This is a genomic window from Qipengyuania gaetbuli (assembly GCF_020171365.1).
Lineage (GTDB): Bacteria > Pseudomonadota > Alphaproteobacteria > Sphingomonadales > Sphingomonadaceae > Qipengyuania > Qipengyuania gaetbuli_B.
Genome location: NZ_JAIUZO010000002.1, coordinates 2449935 through 2467652, shown reverse-complemented (window position 1 = coordinate 2467652; position 17718 = coordinate 2449935). Strand labels below are relative to the sequence as shown.

The window sequence follows — 17718 nt, the reverse complement described above, 5'->3', positions numbered from 1 at the left end:
TGGTCGCGCTGGTCGACCTTCTGCACGGCCTTTGCGAATTGCTGATCGTCACGGGCAGGCCCTACCCGAACCCTTCCCCTGCAACGCCGGGCTTGAAGCGCACCAGCCTGCTGTCCGCCAGCGCCGCCGTGCGGTTCACGACTGCCTTCTGGTAGTCCGCATCCTTGATCATCTCGAAGAAGGCTCCGGCATGCGGGTATTGCGCGACGAAGCCGTCGTGCCATTGCATCGCTTCCGGTCCCGTCACCACCGTCTGGAACGCGCCGCGCCAGACGATGCTCCCGCCCACGCGGCGGAAGATCGGGCCGCTGGTCTTGCCGTATTCCTCGTAGGCGCGCCGCCCGCTCCAGCCCTTGCCGGCGTGCTCGTGGCCTTCGGGATATTCGGCGAGATCGCGATAGCGCAGGAGGTTGAGCATGTGGATCGGCTCGTCGCGCGGCAGGTCCTTGAAGGCGGCGAAATTGGTCGGGCTCGGGTCGATATAGGTGTCGCTCATCTCTCTCTCCTAGACCTGCAATTCACGGTATGTCCCCGGTGCGATGCCGTCGAGGCTCCACTCGCCGATGCGCCAGCGGACCAGCCGCAAGGTGGGCAAGCCGACGGCCGCGGTCATCCGGCGCACCTGCCGGTTGCGGCCCTCGGTGATTTCCAGCGCAATCCAGCTGTCGGGAACGCTCTTGCGATAGCGTACCGGCGGATCGCGGTCCCACAGCGGCGGCGGGTCGATCCGCTTGGCGCGTGCAGGTCGGGTCATGCCGTCATTGAGTTCGAGGCCCCGGGCAAGACGTTCCAACGCCTCGTCGCCGACTTCGCCTTCCACCTGCACCAGGTATGTCTTGGGCAGCTTGTAGCGCGGTTCGGCGATGCGTGATTGCAGCCGCCCGTCGTCGGTCAGCAGCAGCAGCCCTTCGCTATCCTTGTCGAGGCGGCCCGCCGGATAGACGCCCGGCACATCGACGAGATGCGCCAGCGTGTCGTCCACGCCGTCCTTGCCCCCGGTGAACTGCGACAGCACACCGTAGGGCTTGTTGAGAAGGATCAGGCGCGCCACGCGCGTTGGCTCAGCCGTCGGCCAGCTTGTAGTCCGCGAACCGGTCGCGCAGGTCCTTCTTGCTGATCTTGCCGGTGGCCGTGTGCGGGATGTCGTCGACGAATTCGACCGCATCGGGCAGCCACCACTTGGCGACCTTGTCGGCGAGGTAGTCGATCACGTCGCGGTCGGAGCAATCGGCTCCTTCCTTCTTCACCACGAACAGCACCGGACGTTCGTCCCACTTGGGGTGGAACATGCCAATGCAGGCGGCTTCCGCGACTGCCGGATGGCCGACGGCGGCGTTTTCCAGCTCGACCGAGCTGATCCATTCGCCGCCGGACTTGATCACGTCCTTGGTGCGGTCGGTCAGCTGCAGCGTGCCGTCGGGATGGAGCACGCCAACGTCGCCGGTGTCGAACCAGCCATCCTCGGTCACGGCATCCTCTTCGGCCTTGAAATAGCGCTTCACCACCCAGGGCCCGCGGATCTGGAGCGCGCCAGAAGTCTCGCCGTCGCGCGGCAGGACCTTGGTGTTGTCGTCGAGGTCGACCGTGCGCAGTTCGACGCCGAAGATCGGGCGGCCCTGCTTCATGGTCTTCACCACGCGCTCTTCGAGGCTGAGGTTCTCCCAGTCGTGCGTCGGGCCGCCGACCGTGCCGATGGGCGAGGTTTCGGTCATGCCCCAGGCGTGCTGGACGCGGGTGCCGTTCTTCATCAGGCGCTCGATCATGAATTTGGGCGCGGCAGAGCCGCCGATCGTCGCGGCCTTCAGCGGCGGCAGGTCGATGCCATTGGCGTCGCAATACTGGAAATGCGCAAGCCATACAGTCGGCACGCCCGCGCTGTCGGTCACGCCTTCCTTGAGCATCATCTCGTGCAGCACGGCAGGATCGTTCACGGCCGAGAAGACGAACTTGATGCCCGCCATCGCGCCTGCATAGGGCAGGCCCCAGCTCGCCGCATGGAACATCGGCACCACGGGAAGCATCACGGACGAAGCGCTGAAATTGAATGCCGCGGGCTGCAGGCCGGCCATGGCGTGCAGCACCGTGCTGCGGTGTTCGTACTGGACGCCCTTGGGATTGCCGGTCGTGCCGCTGGTGTAGCAGATCATGCACGGGTCACGCTCGCTCCCGGCGACCCACTGGAAGTCGCCCGACTGCGCGGCGATCCAGTCCTCGAACGAAGTCGTATGCTCGCCGCTGTCGAAGCAGATGTAGTGTTCGACCGTAGTCCAGCGATCGCGCATCCGGTCGACGATCGGCTGGAAGGCCGCGTCATAGACCATCACGCGGTCTTCCGCGTGATTGACGATGTATTCGAGCTGGTCGTCGAACAGGCGCGGGTTCACCGTGTGGAGCACGCCGCCCATGCCCGCCACGCCGTACCAGCTGACGAGGTGGCGCGAGTGGTTCATCGCGAGGCTGGCGACCTTGTCGCCCTTGCGCAGACCCAGCGCCTGCAGCGCCTGCGCCATCTTCAGCGCGTCGGTGCGGATACCCTGCCAGTCGGTGCGCGTCTCGCTGCCGTCGGCCCAGCGGGTGACGATTTCACGGTCAGGTGCCTCGCGCGCCGCGTGATCGATCACGTGGGTGACGCGCATGGTCCAGTCCTGCATCGCTCCGAGCATTCAGCCTCTCCTCTCTCGTGCCGCCTCCTCGGGCGGCTCTCAACTCAGTTGACGAGTCGCAGGTGTGCCCCGCCTCGCCGCTTGTCGAGTTGCACCTTGGCAAGGCTCGGCACGCTTGCCAAGCGTTCGGCGAGTTCGCCGTCGAGAGAGAAATTGCGCCCCAGCCGCATGACCGGATCGGCCGCTTCGCCGGTCCGTAGCGTCACCAGCACTTCGTCCTGCCCGCCCATGGCCGCGAGCAATTCCGCCTTGAGCTCTTCCAGCGCCGATCCGTCGAGCACGTCGAGCGTCATGATCATCGGCATGGAGCCGCGCACTTCGGCCAGCGGCGTGCCCCCGCGCACGGTGATGCGCGGCGGTTCGTCGGGGCTCGGGGAATCGAGTTCGACCTGCAGCAGCACGCAGGTCTGGTCTTCCGCCCATTTCATGAACTTCTCGACCATGCCTTCCTCGAAACAGGCCGCGCTGAACTGGCCGGAGGCATCGGAGAAATCGGCGCGGATGAAGGGCTTGCCGCGGCGCGTGGTGCCCTTGTTCACCTTCTCCACCATGGCCGCCATCACGGCGTTGGAGCGCCCGCCGGCAGGCGCGCCGCCGGCCATCAGCGAGGCGTAGGAACGCGCGCCATTGGCCGATGCGACCTGTTTCCAGGCCGCGACCGGATGGGCGGAGAAGTAGAAGCCGAAATTCTCGCGTTCGCGCGCCATGCGCTCGGCGCGCGGCCAGTCCTCGACCTCCTTCAGGCGCAGCGTCTCGCCGGGCTGGTCCTCGCCGCCGAACAGCGCCGCCTGCCCGCTGCTACGCTCGCGCTCGGCAGCGTCGGCCACGGCGAGCAGCATGTCGGCATTCTCGAACACTTTCGCCCTGTTGGGCTCCAGCGCATCGAGCGCACCTGCACAGGCGAGCGCTTCCAGCTGGCGCGAATTGAGCGAGCCCTTCGGGATGCGCTCGAACAGGTCCTGCAGGCTCTCGAACGGGCCCGCCGCCTCGCGCTCGGCGACGATCGCCTCCATCGCCTTTTCGCCGACGTTGCGGATGCCTGCCAGCGCATAGCGCACGGCATATCCGTCATCGGTCTGCTCGACGGTGAATTCGGCTTCCGAACGGTTGAGGCACGGCGGCTCGACCGCGATGCCCTGCCGCCGCGCATCGTCGACGAAGATCGTCAGCTTTTCCGACTGGTGCATGTCGAAGCACATGGACGCGGCGAAGAATTCTTCCGGATAATGCGCCTTCAGCCACGCCGTCTGGTAGGCGAGCAAGGCATAGGCGGCGGCGTGCGACTTATTGAAGCCGTAGCCGGCGAACTTGTCGATCAAGTCGAACAGCTCGTTCGCCTTGGCCTTGTCGATGCCTGACACGTCCTTGCACCCGGCCACGAAGCGTTCGCGCTGAGCATCCATTTCCGCCTGGACCTTCTTGCCCATCGCGCGGCGCAGCAAGTCTGCATCGCCGAGCGAGTATCCGGCGAGGATCTGCGCGGCCTGCATGACCTGTTCCTGGTAGACGAAGATGCCGTAGGTTTCGGCGAGGATTTCCTCGAGCTTGGGGTGCGGATACTCGATCGGCACCTCGCCTGCCTTGCGCTTGCCGAACAGCGGGATGTTGTCCATCGGGCCCGGACGATAGAGCGAGACGAGCGCGATGATGTCGCCGAAATTGGTCGGCTTCACCGCAGTCAGCGTGCGGCGCATGCCTTCCGATTCCAGCTGGAACACGCCGACCGTGTTACCCGCCTTCATGAGGTCGTAGACCGCCGGATCGTCGAGCGGCAGCTGCGAGAGATCGATGTCGATCTCGCGCTTCTTCAAGAGGTCGGTGGCCTTCTTGAGCACCGACAGCGTCTTCAGGCCGAGGAAGTCGAATTTGACGAGACCGGAGCTTTCGACATTTTTCATGTCGTATTGCGTCACCGGCATGTCGGAGCGCGGATCGCGGTAAAGCGGCACCAGCTTCGCCAGCGGACGGTCGCCGATCACCACGCCGGCCGCGTGGGTCGAACTGTTCCGCGGGAAGCCCTCCAGTTGCATCGCCAGGTCGACGAGGCGCTTCACCTCGTTGTCGTTGTCGTATTCGGCCTTGAAATCCGCCGCGCCGTTGAGCGCGCGCGGCAGGGTCCACGGGTCGGTCGGATGGTTCGGCACCATCTTGCAGATGCGGTCGACATGACCGTAGCTCATCTGGAGGATACGGCCCGTATCGCGCAGCACGGCGCGCGCTTTCAGCTTACCGAAGGTGATGATCTGCGCGACGTGATCGTGGCCGTACTTGGCCTGCACGTAGCGGATCACCTCGCCGCGGCGCGTTTCGCAGAAGTCGATATCGAAGTCGGGCATCGACACGCGTTCGGGATTGAGGAAACGCTCGAACAGCAGGCCCAGCTTGATCGGGTCGAGATCGGTAATCGTCAGCGCCCAGGCCACCAGGCTGCCTGCACCCGAACCACGCCCCGGCCCCACGGGAATGTCCTGGTCCTTCGCCCATTTGATAAAGTCGGCAACGATCAGGAAGTAGCCGGGAAAGCCCATCTGGTTGATGATGCCGACTTCGTAGTCGAGCCGGTCGACATAGACCTTCAGCTCCTCGTCCGACATCTCGCCATAGGGTTCGAGACGCTTGGCAAGACCCTTGCGCGCGTCCTCTTCCAGCATCCGCGCCTCTCCTTCGAGGTCGCCTGCAAGGCTGGGCAGGATGGGATTGCGGTAAGGCGGCGCGAAAGCGCAGCGCTGGGCGATGACGAGTGTGTTGGACACCGCTTCGGGAAGGTCGGCAAAGCCTTCTTCCATCATGTGCGCGGTCTTCACATAGGCTTCGGGATTGGACTTGGCCCGTTCTTCCGCATCGACATGGGTCGAATTGGCGATGCACAGCATGGCGTCATGCGCCTTGTACATGTGCGGTTCGGCAAAGTTCGCAGGGTTCGTCGCGACGAGCGGCAAGTCGCGTTCGTAGGCGAGGTCGATCAGTGCGTTTTCGGCTGCCTCTTCCGCTTCGTTCCCGCGCCGGGCCAATTCGATGTAGAGCCTGCCGGGGAACAGAGCCTCCAGCCGGTCCAGCATGGCAGTGGCGTGGCTGACCTGCCCCTCGGCCAGCAGGCGTGTCACCCCGCCCTCGCTCGCGCCGGTCAGGGCGATCAATCCGTCCGTATGACCTTCGAGGTCGGACAGTCGGACGTGCGGTTCGAATTCCAGCGGGCGGTCGAGATGCGCGCGGCTGACGAGATGGCAGAGATTGTCGTAGCCAGCCTCGTCCTGCGCATAGAGCGGAAGGTAATCGACGATCCGCCCTTCCTCGTCGCGCGCCACGCCCAGCAGCGTGCCGATGATCGGCTGCACGCCTTCGGCCTTGCAGGCATTGGCGAACATGACCGCACCATAAAGTCCGTTGCGGTCCGCAATCGCGATGGCGGGAAAGCCGTGTTCCTTCGCCAGCTTGGCCATCGCCTTGGGGTCGATCGCCCCTTCGAGCATCGAATAGGCGGACAGCACGCGCAGGGGAACGAAGGGCTTGTAAGGCATCGGGCCAGAGTAGGAACTCGGCGCCCAAACTGGAAGCGGCAAGCCGCGCTTATTCTCCACAGACAGTGGAGAAAATCAGTCGTCCGAAATCGCCGCGATCTTGCGCCGCGCGTCGCGGATCGTCGACCACGCGCCATAGGCAATCAGCACGCCAAGGAAGATCCACACCCAGACCGGGATATTGCGCCCTGCGATGGCGAGGTAGAGGTAGGCCGAAACGAAGCAGAAGCCTGCGCACAGCGTCGGCACGACGGTCGACCGCTTGGCCCGCGCGCGTTTTACCAGCCACGTCATCGAAGCGAGGAAGAAAGGGATCGCCCCCACGTAGATCGCGCCGAAGATATACGGGTTCACCCCGTATTCGGCACCGAGCGAAAGGAACCACTGGTTGAGATCGGCTAGCATGGTGGTGACTTCGTCCCGGCGCGGCTGAGGTTACAGGAGCTTTTCGATATCCTTGGCGATGGCCTTGGGCGCATCGTTGGGGCCGTAACGCTTCACCACATTGCCTTCCCGGTCGATGAGGAACTTGGTGAAGTTCCACTTGATCGATTTCGACCCCATCAGGCCCGGCTTCTCGTTTTTCATCCAGTCGAACAGCGGGCTGGCCTTGTCGCCGTTCACATCAACCTTCGCCATCAGCGGGAAAGTCAGGCCGAAGTTGACCTTGCAGAACTGCTCGATCTCGTCGGCATCGCCCGGTTCCTGGTTGCCGAACTGGTTGCAGGGAAAGGCCATGACCTCGAAGCCCTTGTCGCCGTAGTCCTGGTAGAGCTTTTCCAGCCCGTCGTACTGGGGCGTGAAGCCGCACTTGCTGGCGGTGTTGACGACCAGCAGCACCTTGCCGAGCTTTTCCGACAGATCGACCTCGCGGCCCTTGTTGTCGGCAACGGTGAAATCGGCGATCGTGGTCATTCGGCGGTGTCCTTGCGGCGGTAGATGAAGTCGAAACTGTCGCTCCAGCTTCGACCGTGATCGCTGCTGGCCTGCCCGTATTGCCGGACGGAGCCGTCGCCTTGCACCGAGTAGGTCATGCGCACAAGCTGCGAATTGCCCTCGGCGTCCAGCCCCCAATAGCCGGTCAGCACCATCTTCCCGCCGGTGGGTCCACCGTCGAAGAATACGCGACCCGGCGAGCCGCCGACCCACAGCTGGTGCCAGTTTCCTGTGGCAGGATCAAAGGCGGACAGGCTGGTTCCGTGCCGACCGCGATAGGGCATCCATGTTTCGCGGATCGCGCAGCCAGCGCTCACCTTCTCGATGCGGCTGTCGGCCACCGCGTCTCCGCCGGCGGCAGGCGTTACCACCCACTCGCCGACCCAGAAGTCGAAAGCCTCGTATTTCGCGCCCTCGCACGATGGCGGGGGTGACGGCGGCGTGCCAGCACTGGCGGCCTGCGCGACCAGCAAGGCAATCGATGTAGAGAACATGGCTCATCCCTCCTGCAAGAAGGCTTGCACAGGTGCCATGCCCGCCCAAGCCGCGTTCGATGGAGGGGCTATGTTGCGCTACGAGCGCGGGAAATCGTCGCGGCGCGAGAGGCTGGCGATTTCATCCGCGTGGAATTCGCGGTCGCCGGCCTTCTCGATGTAGTAATTGGCCCGTTCGCCTTCGGGCATCAGCATAACGTGGTCGATCAGTTCGGCGAAAGTTCCGCTGCGCAGGCTCTTGGCATCGTCGAGCACGCCGTCACCATCACCGGTGCGGCGCAAGGTTGCGCGGTCATCCCACTGGATTCCCACGCGATTTGTGTCTTCGGCCTTATAAGTGCTGGGATGGTCGGTCATGGCAAATCTCCTTGCCTGACCAACGCTCGAAACGCGCTGCGGGTCCGCTATTCCAGCACGCCGTCGTGCAGGCGGACCACTCGGTCCATCCGGCTTGCCAGGCGCTCGTTATGCGTGGCGACCAGCGCCGCACTGCCTTCGCCCCTGACCAGCGCGAGGAACTGCTCGAGAACCTTGTCCGAGGTAGCCTCGTCGAGGTTGCCCGTCGGTTCGTCGGCCAGCACCAGCGCAGGCCGGTTGGCGAGCCCGCGGGCGACTGCCACGCGCTGCTGTTCGCCGCCCGAAAGCTGGCTCGGCCGGTGCGTCAGGCGATGCCCGAGGCCAAGTGCGCGCAGGAGTTCCTCCGCCCTCGCCTCCGCCTCTTCACGCGGCTTGCCTGCCACGAGCTGCGGCAGGACGACGTTCTCGCGCGCGTCGAAATCGGGAAGCAGGTGGTGGAACTGGTAGACGAAGCCCAGGTGGTTGCGGCGCAGCGTCGTGCGCGCATTGGCATCGGATTTCTCCGCCGAATGGCCGGCGATCACAATTTCGCCCCCGAACCCGCCTTCGAGCAGGCCCACGGCCTGGAGCATGGTCGACTTGCCCGAACCCGACGGGCCGAGCAGCGCCACGATCTCGCCGGGCATGATGCGCAGGTTGACGCCGCGCAGCACGTCGATGCGCTCGCCGCCCTGCTCGAAACTGCGGGTCAGGCCCCTGAGTTCGACGACCGGACTATTCATAGCGAAGCACCTGTACCGGGTCCGTGCTGGCAGCCTTGAGCGCCGGATAGAGCGTGGCGAGGAAGCTCATCACCAGCGCAAGGCCGACGATCATGGCGATTTCCACCGGATCGGGCTTCGACGGGATGGTGCTGAGGAAGCGGACCTGCGGGTCCCAGAGGTCGGCGCCGGTCAGCCAGCTGATGGCCGCCACGATCTGTTCGCGGAAGCCCAGCACGAGCGCGCCGAGGATGAGGCCGGCGATCGTGCCCAGCGCGCCCACGGTGAAGCCGGTGGTCACGAAAATCTTGGTCAGGCTGCGCCGCGTCGCGCCCATCGTGCGCATGATGGCTATGTCGCGCGTCTTGGCGCGGACGAGCATCACGAGGCTCGACAAAATGTTGAATGCGGCCACCAGCACCATGAAACTCAAGGCGAAAGCCATTGCTGCGCGTTCCACCTGAAGCGCCTCGAACAGGGTCGCGTTGATGGTCTTCCAGGTCTGGATGACCGCGCGCCCGGCAAGCTGCGCCTGCACGGGTTCGAGGATCTCCTCGACCTCGTCCGGATCGGTCACCTTCACCTCGATCATGCCGACCTTGTCGCCGATCAGGAGCAGGGTCTGCGCATCCTGCATCGGCATGACGACGAAGGCGCCGTCATAGTCGTAAATGCCGATTTCGAAGATCGCCCCGATCTCGTAGCCGATCTGGCGCGGCACGGTACCGAACGGCGTCGAACGGCCCTGCGGATTGATGACCGTGATGGTGTCGCCTACCCGCGCGCCGATGTTCTCCGCAAGCCGCGCACCGATCGCGACCTTGCCTGAGCCCGGCTGGAGCGAATCCATGTTGCCGCCGAGCGTCTTTTCGCCCAGCTCGCGAATGTCCTGCGCCGTATTGCCGCGCAGCAGGATCGCCTCCGCCCTGCCGTTGAAGGTCACCAGCAGCGGCTGTTCGATCAGCGGGCTGGCTTCCACCACACCGGGCGTCTGGCGGGTTTCCTGGAGGATTTCCTCCCAGTCTTCCATCGGTCCGCCATAGGCCTGGATGATCGCGTGCCCGTTGAGACCGACGATCTTGTCGAGCAGTTCGGCGCGGAACCCGTTCATCACGCTCATCACGATCACCAGCATGGCGACCGACAGCATGACGACGGTGATGGATATGCCCGCGACCAGCGCGATGAACGCCTCGCTCCTGCCGGGAAGCAGGTAGCGCTTGGCGATGGTCCGTTCGAAGGGAGAGAGGATCAAGGCGGCTCTTGTCTGTCGTTGTCCGTTGCCTGCCGCGTTTAGGCAGGGATTGCTGGCCGTGCAATGAATTGCCGCATCCGGTCCACCGTTACCGCCGTCATCGCCCTTGTAATCGGGGCGTAACATCGCCATTGGACCGCCATCGGTTGGCAGCGCGGACAGCACCCTGTGAATACGCCCCTTGGGAACCTCACCCACCCTTTCCTCGACGAGGATGGCGACAAGCTGCGTGAGGAATGCGGCGTGTTCGGCGTCATCAACGCTGCCGATGCATCGGCGGCCACCGCGCTTGGCCTCCACGCGCTCCAGCACCGCGGGCAGGAAGCTGCCGGGATCGTCGCCTGGGACGGCTCGGAATTCCGCGCCCGCCGCGGCCTCGGCCATGTGGCCGAGAACTTCTCTTCCGCCGACGCGATCGCAGAACTGCCCGGCCACATGGCCGCCGGTCACGTGCGCTATTCGACCACCGGCGGCGCAGGCCTGCGCAATGTGCAGCCGCTCTATGCGGACCTTGCGAGCGGCGGTTTCGCCGTCGCGCACAACGGCAATATCTCGAACGCCGGCACTCTGCGCGAAGAACTGGTCCAGCGCGGCGCGATCTTCCAGTCGACCTCCGACACGGAAGTCATCATCCACCTCGTCGCCACCAGCCGTTACCCGACCATCGTCGACCGGCTGGTCGATGCGCTGCGCCTGCTCGAAGGCGCCTATGCGCTGATCGTGATGACGCCCGAAGGCATGATCGCCTGCCGCGACCCGCTCGGCATCCGTCCGCTCGTCATGGGCCGGATCGGCGATGCGACCGCGTTTGCCAGCGAAAGCGTCGCCTTCGACGTGGTCGGCGCGGAAATGATCCGCGAGGTCGAACCGGGCGAACTGATCAAGGTCGATTACGACGGCAATATCGATTCGATCCACCCGTTCGGCACGCACCGTGCGCGCCCGTGCATCTTCGAACACGTCTATTTCAGCCGTCCCGACAGCTTCTTTGCCGGGCGTAGCGTCTACGAGGCGCGCAAGGCCATCGGCGCCGAGCTGGCGAAGGAAAAGCCGGTCGAGGCCGATCTGGTGGTGCCCGTGCCCGACAGCGGCGTTCCGGCGGCCATCGGCTATGCGCAGGCGTCGGGCATCCCGTTCGAACTGGGCATCATCCGTTCGCACTATGTCGGGCGCACCTTCATCCAGCCGTCCGACGGCGCGCGCCACGCAGGCGTGAAGCGCAAGCACAATGCCAACCGCATGCTTGTGGAAGGCAAGCGCATCGTCCTGATCGACGATTCGATCGTGCGCGGCACCACCTCGATGCAGATCGTCGAGATGATGCGCGATGCGGGCGCCAAGGAAGTGCACTTCCGCGTCGCCAGCCCGCCTACCGCCTACAGCTGCTTCTACGGCGTCGACACGCCCGAACGGTCCAAGCTGCTGGCAGCGCGCATGGATCTCGAACCGATGCGCGAATTCATCAAGGCGGACAGCCTCGCCTTCGTGTCCATCGACGGGCTTTACCGCGCGGTCGGCGAAAAGCCGCGCAAGAAGGAATGCCCGCAATTCTGCGACGCCTGCTTCACCGGCGATTATCCCACCTCGCTGACCGACCTCGCCAAGCGCGAGGACAAGCAGAAGCAGCTCGCCTTTCCGGTAAACAAGGTCGCCTGACATGACGAAACCGCTCGAGGGTAAACTCGCCCTGGTCACGGGTGCGAGCAAGGGCATCGGCGCGGCCAGCGCCGTCGCGCTCGCCGAAGCAGGCGCGCACGTGGTCCTCACCGGCCGCGACGTGCGCGCGCTGGAGGCGGTGGAAGACCGCATCCACGAAACCGGCGGCCAATCCACCATTGCCCCTGTCGACCTTGCCGAAAGCGACGGCATCGCCCGCCTCGCCTCCGCCATTGCCGGACGCTGGGACAAGCTGGATATCCTGGTGATTTCAGCAGCCTATCTGCCAACCCTTACACCGGTTACGCAGATCGACGGCAAGCAGTTCAGCCAGGCGATGACGATCAACGTGCTGGCGACGCAGGCACTGCTGGCGAATTTCGACCCGCTGCTGAAGCGCGCCGATGCCGGCCGCGTCATCGGCCTGACCAGCAGCGTCGGCGAAACCCCCCGCGCCTATTGGTCCGCCTATGGTTCGACCAAGGCCGCGTTCGACAATCTGCTCGATTCCTATGCGCAGGAGGTCGAAAAGATTTCCGGTGTCCGCGTGTCGATCGTCGATCCGGGCGCGACCCGCACCGCGATGCGCGCCAAGGCCTATCCCGGCGAAGACCCGCAGACGGTCAAACCGCCCGAAGCCGTGGGCGAGCGCCTGGTCGAGCTGCTTGTTAACGATTTCGCGACCCGCCACCGAGAGCGGATCGAAAGCTAGGTTAACCACATCCGGCGAAACTTCCGTAATCCTGCTGAGAGAGATTCCGACAGATAACCCGCGCGCGCTTTTACCCCGCGTGCGCTTCGGATTTCAGTCTCAAGCAAGGTGCCGGACATGAGCTACCAGACCCAGGATCGCTACTCGCTCGCAGCGCAGGAAGACCGGTGCGCGCCGCGCACCAGGCTGACCATTCCCGGCCAGCTGCGCGCCAGCGGCGGACGCGCCTTCCAGACGGTGGTCCACGATCTGTCGATCTCCGGTTTCTCGGCAGCGGCGATCAACCGCATGCACGAAGGCCAGATGTGCTGGCTCACCCTCCCCGGCCTCGAATCGCTGCAGGCGCAGGTCGTGTGGTGGGAAAACTGCATGGTCGGCTGCGCGTTCAGCGAGCTGCTGAGCCCGATCGTCCACGACAACATCCTCGCCCGTTACAGCGGCGAAGGTGCCTACCGCCCTTACTGACAGCCTACGGGAAGGCGACAAGACCGACGCATTGGCGGCGACTTCTGGGCGCTGGCCTGAACCTTCGTCCGGTATCGTCGTCGGTGGCGGTGTGCCTTCGCGGCCTCCGCCACCACTCGTAAAGCGGTCTAGTCCGCCCCTTCCGACAGCTTTGCGACGAGTGCCTGCGCCTTGGCGCGGTTTTCGCTGCTGGTCGCGGTCGGCCAGTTGCTGACCACGGCGACGACAAGCTTCTTTTCGGGCACGATGGTGATCGCCTGGCCGAAGATGCCCTGCGCCCCGTAATTGCCGCCCGGATATGCCCACCACTGGTAGCCATAGCCGAAGCCCGGCGCGCGCGGCGCGAAGGAGACCTGCGGTGCGCCTGCCTCGGCGAACCAGCCGTCCGGCACCACGCCGTCACCGCCTTCGAGCACGAACTGGCCGAAGCGCGCATAGTCGGACAGGCGCAGCGACAGGCAGCAGCCGCCGATATTCCCGCCGGTGAGGTCCTGCATCCAGAACAATCCGCCGGCAAAGCCCGCCGGATCGACGATCTTCTCCGCCGAATAGGCCGCGAGCGACTTGCCGGTGGCTTCCTCGACGATCAGGCCGAGGAGGTTGGTCTCCAGCGTCTTGTAGACCCATTTCTGGCCCGCGGGCGCCTCACGCTTGAGCGTCCGGGCATAGGTGACGGCCTGCGATTCGCCTTCGACGGGCGCGATGGCGAGCATCTTGGCCACGTCGCTGTCGGGATCGGTGTAGTCCTCGTTCCATGCCACGCCCGAGGTCATCATGGCGATCTGGCCGACCGTGACGCCGTCATAGGCCGTTCCCGCAAGTGCCGGGATGATCGCGGTCACGGGCGTATCGACGCTCTCGATGTGCCCGTCCTGGATCGCTGCGCCCAGCAGGGTCGAGGTAAAGCTCTTGGCGACCGAGAAGCTGGTCCAGCGGTCGTTGGAGTCTAGGCCCAGCGCGTAGTCCTCGAACCGGACCTTGCCATCCTGCAGCACCATCACGCCTGCTGCCGAGGTATCGGCCATGAAGGCGCGCACCGCAGCCTCCTGATCCGCGCTCAATGCCTTGCCGTCGGGAAGGTGACGGGTCTGCGATGCCGGAGCGACTTCCAGCCCGGGGAACATCGTCTCCATGCTGCGGAAGGCGGCAGAGCGGCGCGCATCGTTCCAGAACAGGATCGAATCGGACGGGTCGAGGCTCGCCATCTGGGCCGGGGTCGACTGCGTCACCGCAGGCGCCGAATGCACATGTACCGTCTGCGTTGCATCGTAGCTTGCGGCGCACCCGCACAGCGCGATCGCCGTCATCGATGCAAGAACCGAACGAATCCTCATTTGCCCTCTCCCTCTTTCACCAGCGTGACCTGGTGGACATCGATCCCGCCGCCGCGGAATCCCCCTTCGCAATACATCAGGTAATAGCGCCACAGATTGCAGAACCGCACGTCGAAACCGGGCGGCAGTTCGCCTGCCTGCTCGGCATGGTCGAACCGCTCGCGCCAGATGCGCAGCGTTTCGGCATAGTCGAGCGCGAAATCGGCCTGGTCCTGCCATGCAAGGCCCCGCTCTTCGGCCAGGCGGCGGAATTCGCTGGTGCGGATCAGCAGCCCGCCCGGGAAGACATAGGCCTGGATGAAGTCCGCGCTCTTCGCATAATCGTCGAACAGCTCGTCGCGCATGGAGATATACTGGATCGCCGCGCGCCCGCCCGGCTTCAGGTTTCGCGCGATGCAATCCATGAAGGTCGGCCAGTATTCGCGCCCCAGCGCCTCGACCATCTCGACGCTGACAATGGCGTCGTAGCGGCCTGCCGTGTCGCGGTAGTCCTGCTTGCGGAAATCGACGGCGTCACTGTGGCGCGCCCTCGCCCAGGACAGCTGTTCGTCGGACAGGCTTATCGCCGTGACGTCACTGCCCCGCGACGCGAAAAAGTCCGCCAGCGCGCCCCAGCCGCAGCCGATTTCGAGCAACGAGGCGGGATCGCCAAGGCGTGACGCCAGCGCGTCCCACTTGCGCCGCTGCGCCGCCTCGAGCCCGTCGCCGCGCACATCGAGCGCGGAGGAATAGCTCATCGTCGGGTCGAGCCACGCGGCGTAGAAATCATTGCCGAGGTCGTAATGCGCCGAGATGTTCTTCTGCGCGCCCTCGTGCGTGTTGCGGTTGAACAGGTGGGCGAGCTTGAGCCCGTGGCGGAACGGACCCTTGGCCCGCGCCGTATCGCCCAGCCGCGCGGCGTGCTGCATGAACAGCGCGAAGAGCGGGACCGGATCGGGGCTCCACCATTCGCCCGTCTCCCACGCCTGGTACCAGCCGACCGAGCCATTGCTGGCAAGGCGCACCAGCGCATTCCAGCTGCGCAGCTCGACCTCGCATTCAAAACCCTGCGCACGGCCGCCGAGAGTGCGCGTGCTTCCATCGGGCAGCGTCACGTGGATAGTGCCCGAAACCAGCGCCGTGTCGATGCGGTCGAGGATCTTGCCGAAGCCGGGGGCAACCAGCCGTGCCAGGAGGCCGGGCTTGCGGGCAAAGGGCCGCGCACCTTCGATAAGGTCTCGTCCGCGCTGGCTGGTAGGCATGTCCATGCCCCGCGCTATGGCGCGCAGCCGCGCCTGCGACAAGTCCGCTACGACTTGGCCGACTTGTAGGCCTCCAACGCCCGTTCGCGCGCTTCCTTGTGGCCGATCATTTTCTTGGGATACTTGCCGCGCTGGTGGTCCGGCGGATCGTGGATCTCCGCATCGGACAGTCTTGCAAGCTCCGGCACGTACTCGCGGATGTATCCCGCCGCGTCGAACTTCTCGCTCTGGGTGAGCGGCGCCATGATGCGCACGAACATGTTGCTGTCGACGCCCGTGCCGCTGATCCACTGCCAGTTGACGCCGTTATTGCCGTAATCGGCATCGACGAGGCAGTCCCAGAACCATTGTTCGCCGAAACGCCAGTCGATCAGCAGGTGCTTCACGAGGAAGCTCGCCGCGATCATCCGCACGCGGTTGTGCATCCAGCCGGTCCGCCACAGCTGGCGCATTCCCGCATCTACCACCGGATAGCCGGTCATGCCGCGCTGCCAGCATTTCAGGTCCTCGCGGATCAGGTGCCCGGCATCGGGATTGCGCCACAGCTTGCGCTCGTCATAGTCGCGGTAGCTTGTCCGCGGATAGTCGGGGAACTGGTCGATCACGTTCTGCGCATAATCGCGCCAGATGATCTCCTTCACAAAGGTCCTCCACCCGTCGGACCGTTTGTCCTTGAGCTTGTGCCACACCTGCGCAGGACTGATCTCGCCCCAGTGCAGATGCGGCGACAGGCGCGAGGTGATGTCCTTGGACGGCAGGTTGCGCCCCTCGTCATAGTCGCCCACGCGGTCCACCCACCAGTCGAGCCGGCCATGCGCCGCCGCCTCGCCCACTTCCCAGAACGCGCGGAAACCGCCCGCCCAGTCGGGCCTGGTCGGCAGCAGGTCCCAGTCTTCCAGAGTGTCGCTATCGGGCCATGCCTCGGGCGAATGGATCGTATCCGGCTCGCCCAGCACATCGCGCGGGGGCATGTGTTCGAGCAGCGCCTTCGAAAACGGCGTGTAGATCTTGTAAGGGTCGCCCGAGCCGGTCGTCACGCTGCCCGGCGGCATCAGGTAATTCCCGTCGTAGAGGCACAGCTTGCGCCCCTCGCCCAGCGCATCGCGCAGCTCGTCCTCCGCCTCCTTCCACCAGGGCTCGTAATGGCGGATGGCGTGGATGCAGCTCGCACCCGTCTCGTCGGCGAGAGCAGCAAGCACCTGCGGCGCGTCGCCCTTGCGCAGCACGATCCGCGACTTGCGAGCGCCCAGCGAACGGCCGAGCGATTCCAGCGAATGGTGCAGCCACCAGCGCGACGCACCGCCATAGGCGTGGTCGCCCGCCCGTTCGTCGTCGAGGACATAGACCGGAATGACCGGCCCGGCCTTGGCCGCGGCATGGAGCGCAGGCTGGTCGGCCATGCGCAAGTCGCGCCGCAACCAGACGATCTGTGGTAAACTCATGAAAACCCCTTTTGCGAGGGGAACGGGGTCACTGCGCCCTCGGTTCCGTGCGAATTCCCGGGCAGGCATCGGAGGGCAATTGCACTTCGAAGCGTCCGCTGGCGCGAGGGTCGGAAAAGCGGGCATCCTGCAGCCACAGCGTGCCGTCTTCGCGCGGCACGATATAGGGCGTGCGCGACCAGAACAGGAAGGCCCGGACCTGCGAATTGAAGGTATAGGGCGTCATCAGGTCGCACCGGTCGAGCGGCACGCCGGGCAAGCTCGTATCCTCGCCTAGCGTGTAGAGCCCGTTGCCGCCTGCGATCATCTCGCGTTGCCAGAACCAGAAAGGCACCGGGCTAGCGATGACGATGTCGGTTCCGGTGGGGCTTTCGCGCAGCTCGGCCTCCGCCTGCCGCGTGATCGCATGGTTCACGCCGATATAGGCGAGCATGGCGGCAAGCGCGGCCCTGGCCGGGCCTTGCCACGCACCGCCGCGCTTCTCGCGCCGGAGGGAAAACCACGTCGCAAAGCCCAGCAGCGCCCACAGCCACAAGTCGATGATGAACAGCGTGTCGCCATAGAACCAGCGCGAGGAAAACGGCTCCAGCAGGCGGATGCCATAGACGTTCATCCAGTCGAGCGCCGGATGGGTCAGGCACCCGATCAGGCTGACGAGGTAGAGCCATTTGAAATCGACCGGCAGCCGCCCTTGGGGCCGCGTGCCGCGCTTCTCCTGCCAGCGGTCGTATCCGTAGAGCAGGCCGGCCAGCAGCAGGGGTAGCAGCACCAGCGCAGGCGGCCCGTGGGTAATGCCGCGACGGAAGCCGAGGTGTTCGACCCCTTCCAGCCAGAACAGGCAGGCCGCATCCACATCGGGCAGGTTCGCCCCGATGATCAGCGCAGGCATCGCCAGCCCGGTTTTCTTCTTCAGCCCTGCCTGGCCGATCAGCGCGCCGACCAGC

Annotated in this window: 17 protein-coding genes; 3 read left to right on the top strand and 14 right to left on the bottom strand. The window is 65.1% G+C overall.

The annotated features are described in order from the left end of the window. Positions 1-61 precede the first annotated feature (61 nt). The 10 genes from LCL94_RS12705 to LCL94_RS12660 form a co-directional block, all read right to left on the bottom strand. Positions 62-496, bottom strand: a complete 435-nt coding sequence (locus LCL94_RS12705) for a DUF1330 domain-containing protein (protein ID WP_224832510.1) — start codon at positions 494-496, stop codon at positions 62-64. 9 nt (positions 497-505) lie between these two features. Further along, positions 506-1051, bottom strand: a complete 546-nt coding sequence (locus LCL94_RS12700; protein WP_224832509.1) for a pseudouridine synthase — start codon at positions 1049-1051, stop codon at positions 506-508. A 10-nt stretch (positions 1052-1061) separates the two neighbouring features. Next, positions 1062-2663, bottom strand: coding sequence for a long-chain fatty acid--CoA ligase (locus tag LCL94_RS12695; RefSeq protein WP_224832508.1), 1602 nt, complete (start codon positions 2661-2663; stop codon positions 1062-1064). A gap of 44 nt (positions 2664-2707) precedes the next feature. Then, positions 2708-6181, bottom strand: a complete 3474-nt coding sequence (dnaE, locus tag LCL94_RS12690; RefSeq protein ID WP_224832507.1) for a DNA polymerase III subunit alpha — start codon at positions 6179-6181, stop codon at positions 2708-2710. A gap of 75 nt (positions 6182-6256) precedes the next feature. Continuing rightward, positions 6257-6586 carry a hypothetical protein gene (locus tag LCL94_RS12685; protein ID WP_160606978.1) on the bottom strand — a complete coding sequence of 110 codons (330 nt, stop codon included), beginning with the start codon at positions 6584-6586 and terminating at the stop codon, positions 6257-6259. Between the two features lie 30 nt (positions 6587-6616). Beyond that, positions 6617-7096 carry a glutathione peroxidase gene (locus LCL94_RS12680; protein ID WP_224832506.1) on the bottom strand — a complete coding sequence of 160 codons (480 nt, stop codon included), beginning with the start codon at positions 7094-7096 and terminating at the stop codon, positions 6617-6619. Further along, positions 7093-7611 carry a hypothetical protein gene (locus LCL94_RS12675; RefSeq protein WP_224832505.1) on the bottom strand — a complete coding sequence of 173 codons (519 nt, stop codon included), beginning with the start codon at positions 7609-7611 and terminating at the stop codon, positions 7093-7095. Before LCL94_RS12675 ends, LCL94_RS12680 begins: the two co-directional genes overlap by 4 nt. 78 nt (positions 7612-7689) lie before the next feature. Continuing rightward, positions 7690-7968, bottom strand: a complete 279-nt coding sequence (locus tag LCL94_RS12670) for a hypothetical protein (RefSeq protein ID WP_224832504.1) — start codon at positions 7966-7968, stop codon at positions 7690-7692. Between the two features lie 47 nt (positions 7969-8015). After that, a complete protein-coding gene (locus tag LCL94_RS12665; protein WP_222553477.1) occupies positions 8016-8690 on the bottom strand; it encodes an ABC transporter ATP-binding protein in 675 nt (224 codons plus the stop codon). Beyond that, positions 8683-9924 (bottom strand): lipoprotein-releasing ABC transporter permease subunit, encoded by a 1242-nt coding sequence (locus LCL94_RS12660; RefSeq protein ID WP_224832721.1) that lies wholly within the window; start codon positions 9922-9924, stop codon positions 8683-8685. Before LCL94_RS12660 ends, LCL94_RS12665 begins: the two co-directional genes overlap by 8 nt. A gap of 168 nt (positions 9925-10092) precedes the next feature. Between LCL94_RS12660 and purF the strand changes: the two genes are divergently transcribed. From purF to LCL94_RS12645, 3 genes are all read left to right on the top strand, one after another. Next, complete coding sequence (purF, locus tag LCL94_RS12655) at positions 10093-11580, top strand: amidophosphoribosyltransferase (protein WP_224832503.1); 1488 nt, start codon at positions 10093-10095, stop codon at positions 11578-11580. 1 nt (position 11581) lies between these two features. Next, positions 11582-12292 (top strand): SDR family NAD(P)-dependent oxidoreductase, encoded by a 711-nt coding sequence (locus LCL94_RS12650; protein WP_222553478.1) that lies wholly within the window; start codon positions 11582-11584, stop codon positions 12290-12292. Between the two features lie 117 nt (positions 12293-12409). After that, entirely contained in the window at positions 12410-12757 is a 348-nt protein-coding gene (locus tag LCL94_RS12645) for a PilZ domain-containing protein (RefSeq protein WP_224832502.1), read from the top strand. A 128-nt stretch (positions 12758-12885) separates the two neighbouring features. Here the strand turns inward: LCL94_RS12645 and LCL94_RS12640 are convergent, their stop codons facing one another. The 4 genes from LCL94_RS12640 to LCL94_RS12625 are packed head-to-tail and all read right to left on the bottom strand — an operon-like array spanning position 12886 to position 17687. After that, complete coding sequence (locus LCL94_RS12640; protein WP_263611781.1) at positions 12886-14091, bottom strand: serine hydrolase domain-containing protein; 1206 nt, start codon at positions 14089-14091, stop codon at positions 12886-12888. Beyond that, positions 14088-15338 carry an SAM-dependent methyltransferase gene (locus LCL94_RS12635; protein ID WP_224832501.1) on the bottom strand — a complete coding sequence of 417 codons (1251 nt, stop codon included), beginning with the start codon at positions 15336-15338 and terminating at the stop codon, positions 14088-14090. The genes LCL94_RS12640 and LCL94_RS12635 overlap by 4 nt, the downstream gene beginning before the upstream one ends. 41 nt (positions 15339-15379) lie before the next feature. Further along, positions 15380-16774, bottom strand: a complete 1395-nt coding sequence (locus LCL94_RS12630) for a cryptochrome/photolyase family protein (protein WP_224832500.1) — start codon at positions 16772-16774, stop codon at positions 15380-15382. 28 nt (positions 16775-16802) lie between these two features. Further along, a complete protein-coding gene (locus LCL94_RS12625; RefSeq protein ID WP_412070794.1) occupies positions 16803-17687 on the bottom strand; it encodes a metal-dependent hydrolase in 885 nt (294 codons plus the stop codon). Positions 17688-17718 lie beyond the last annotated feature (31 nt).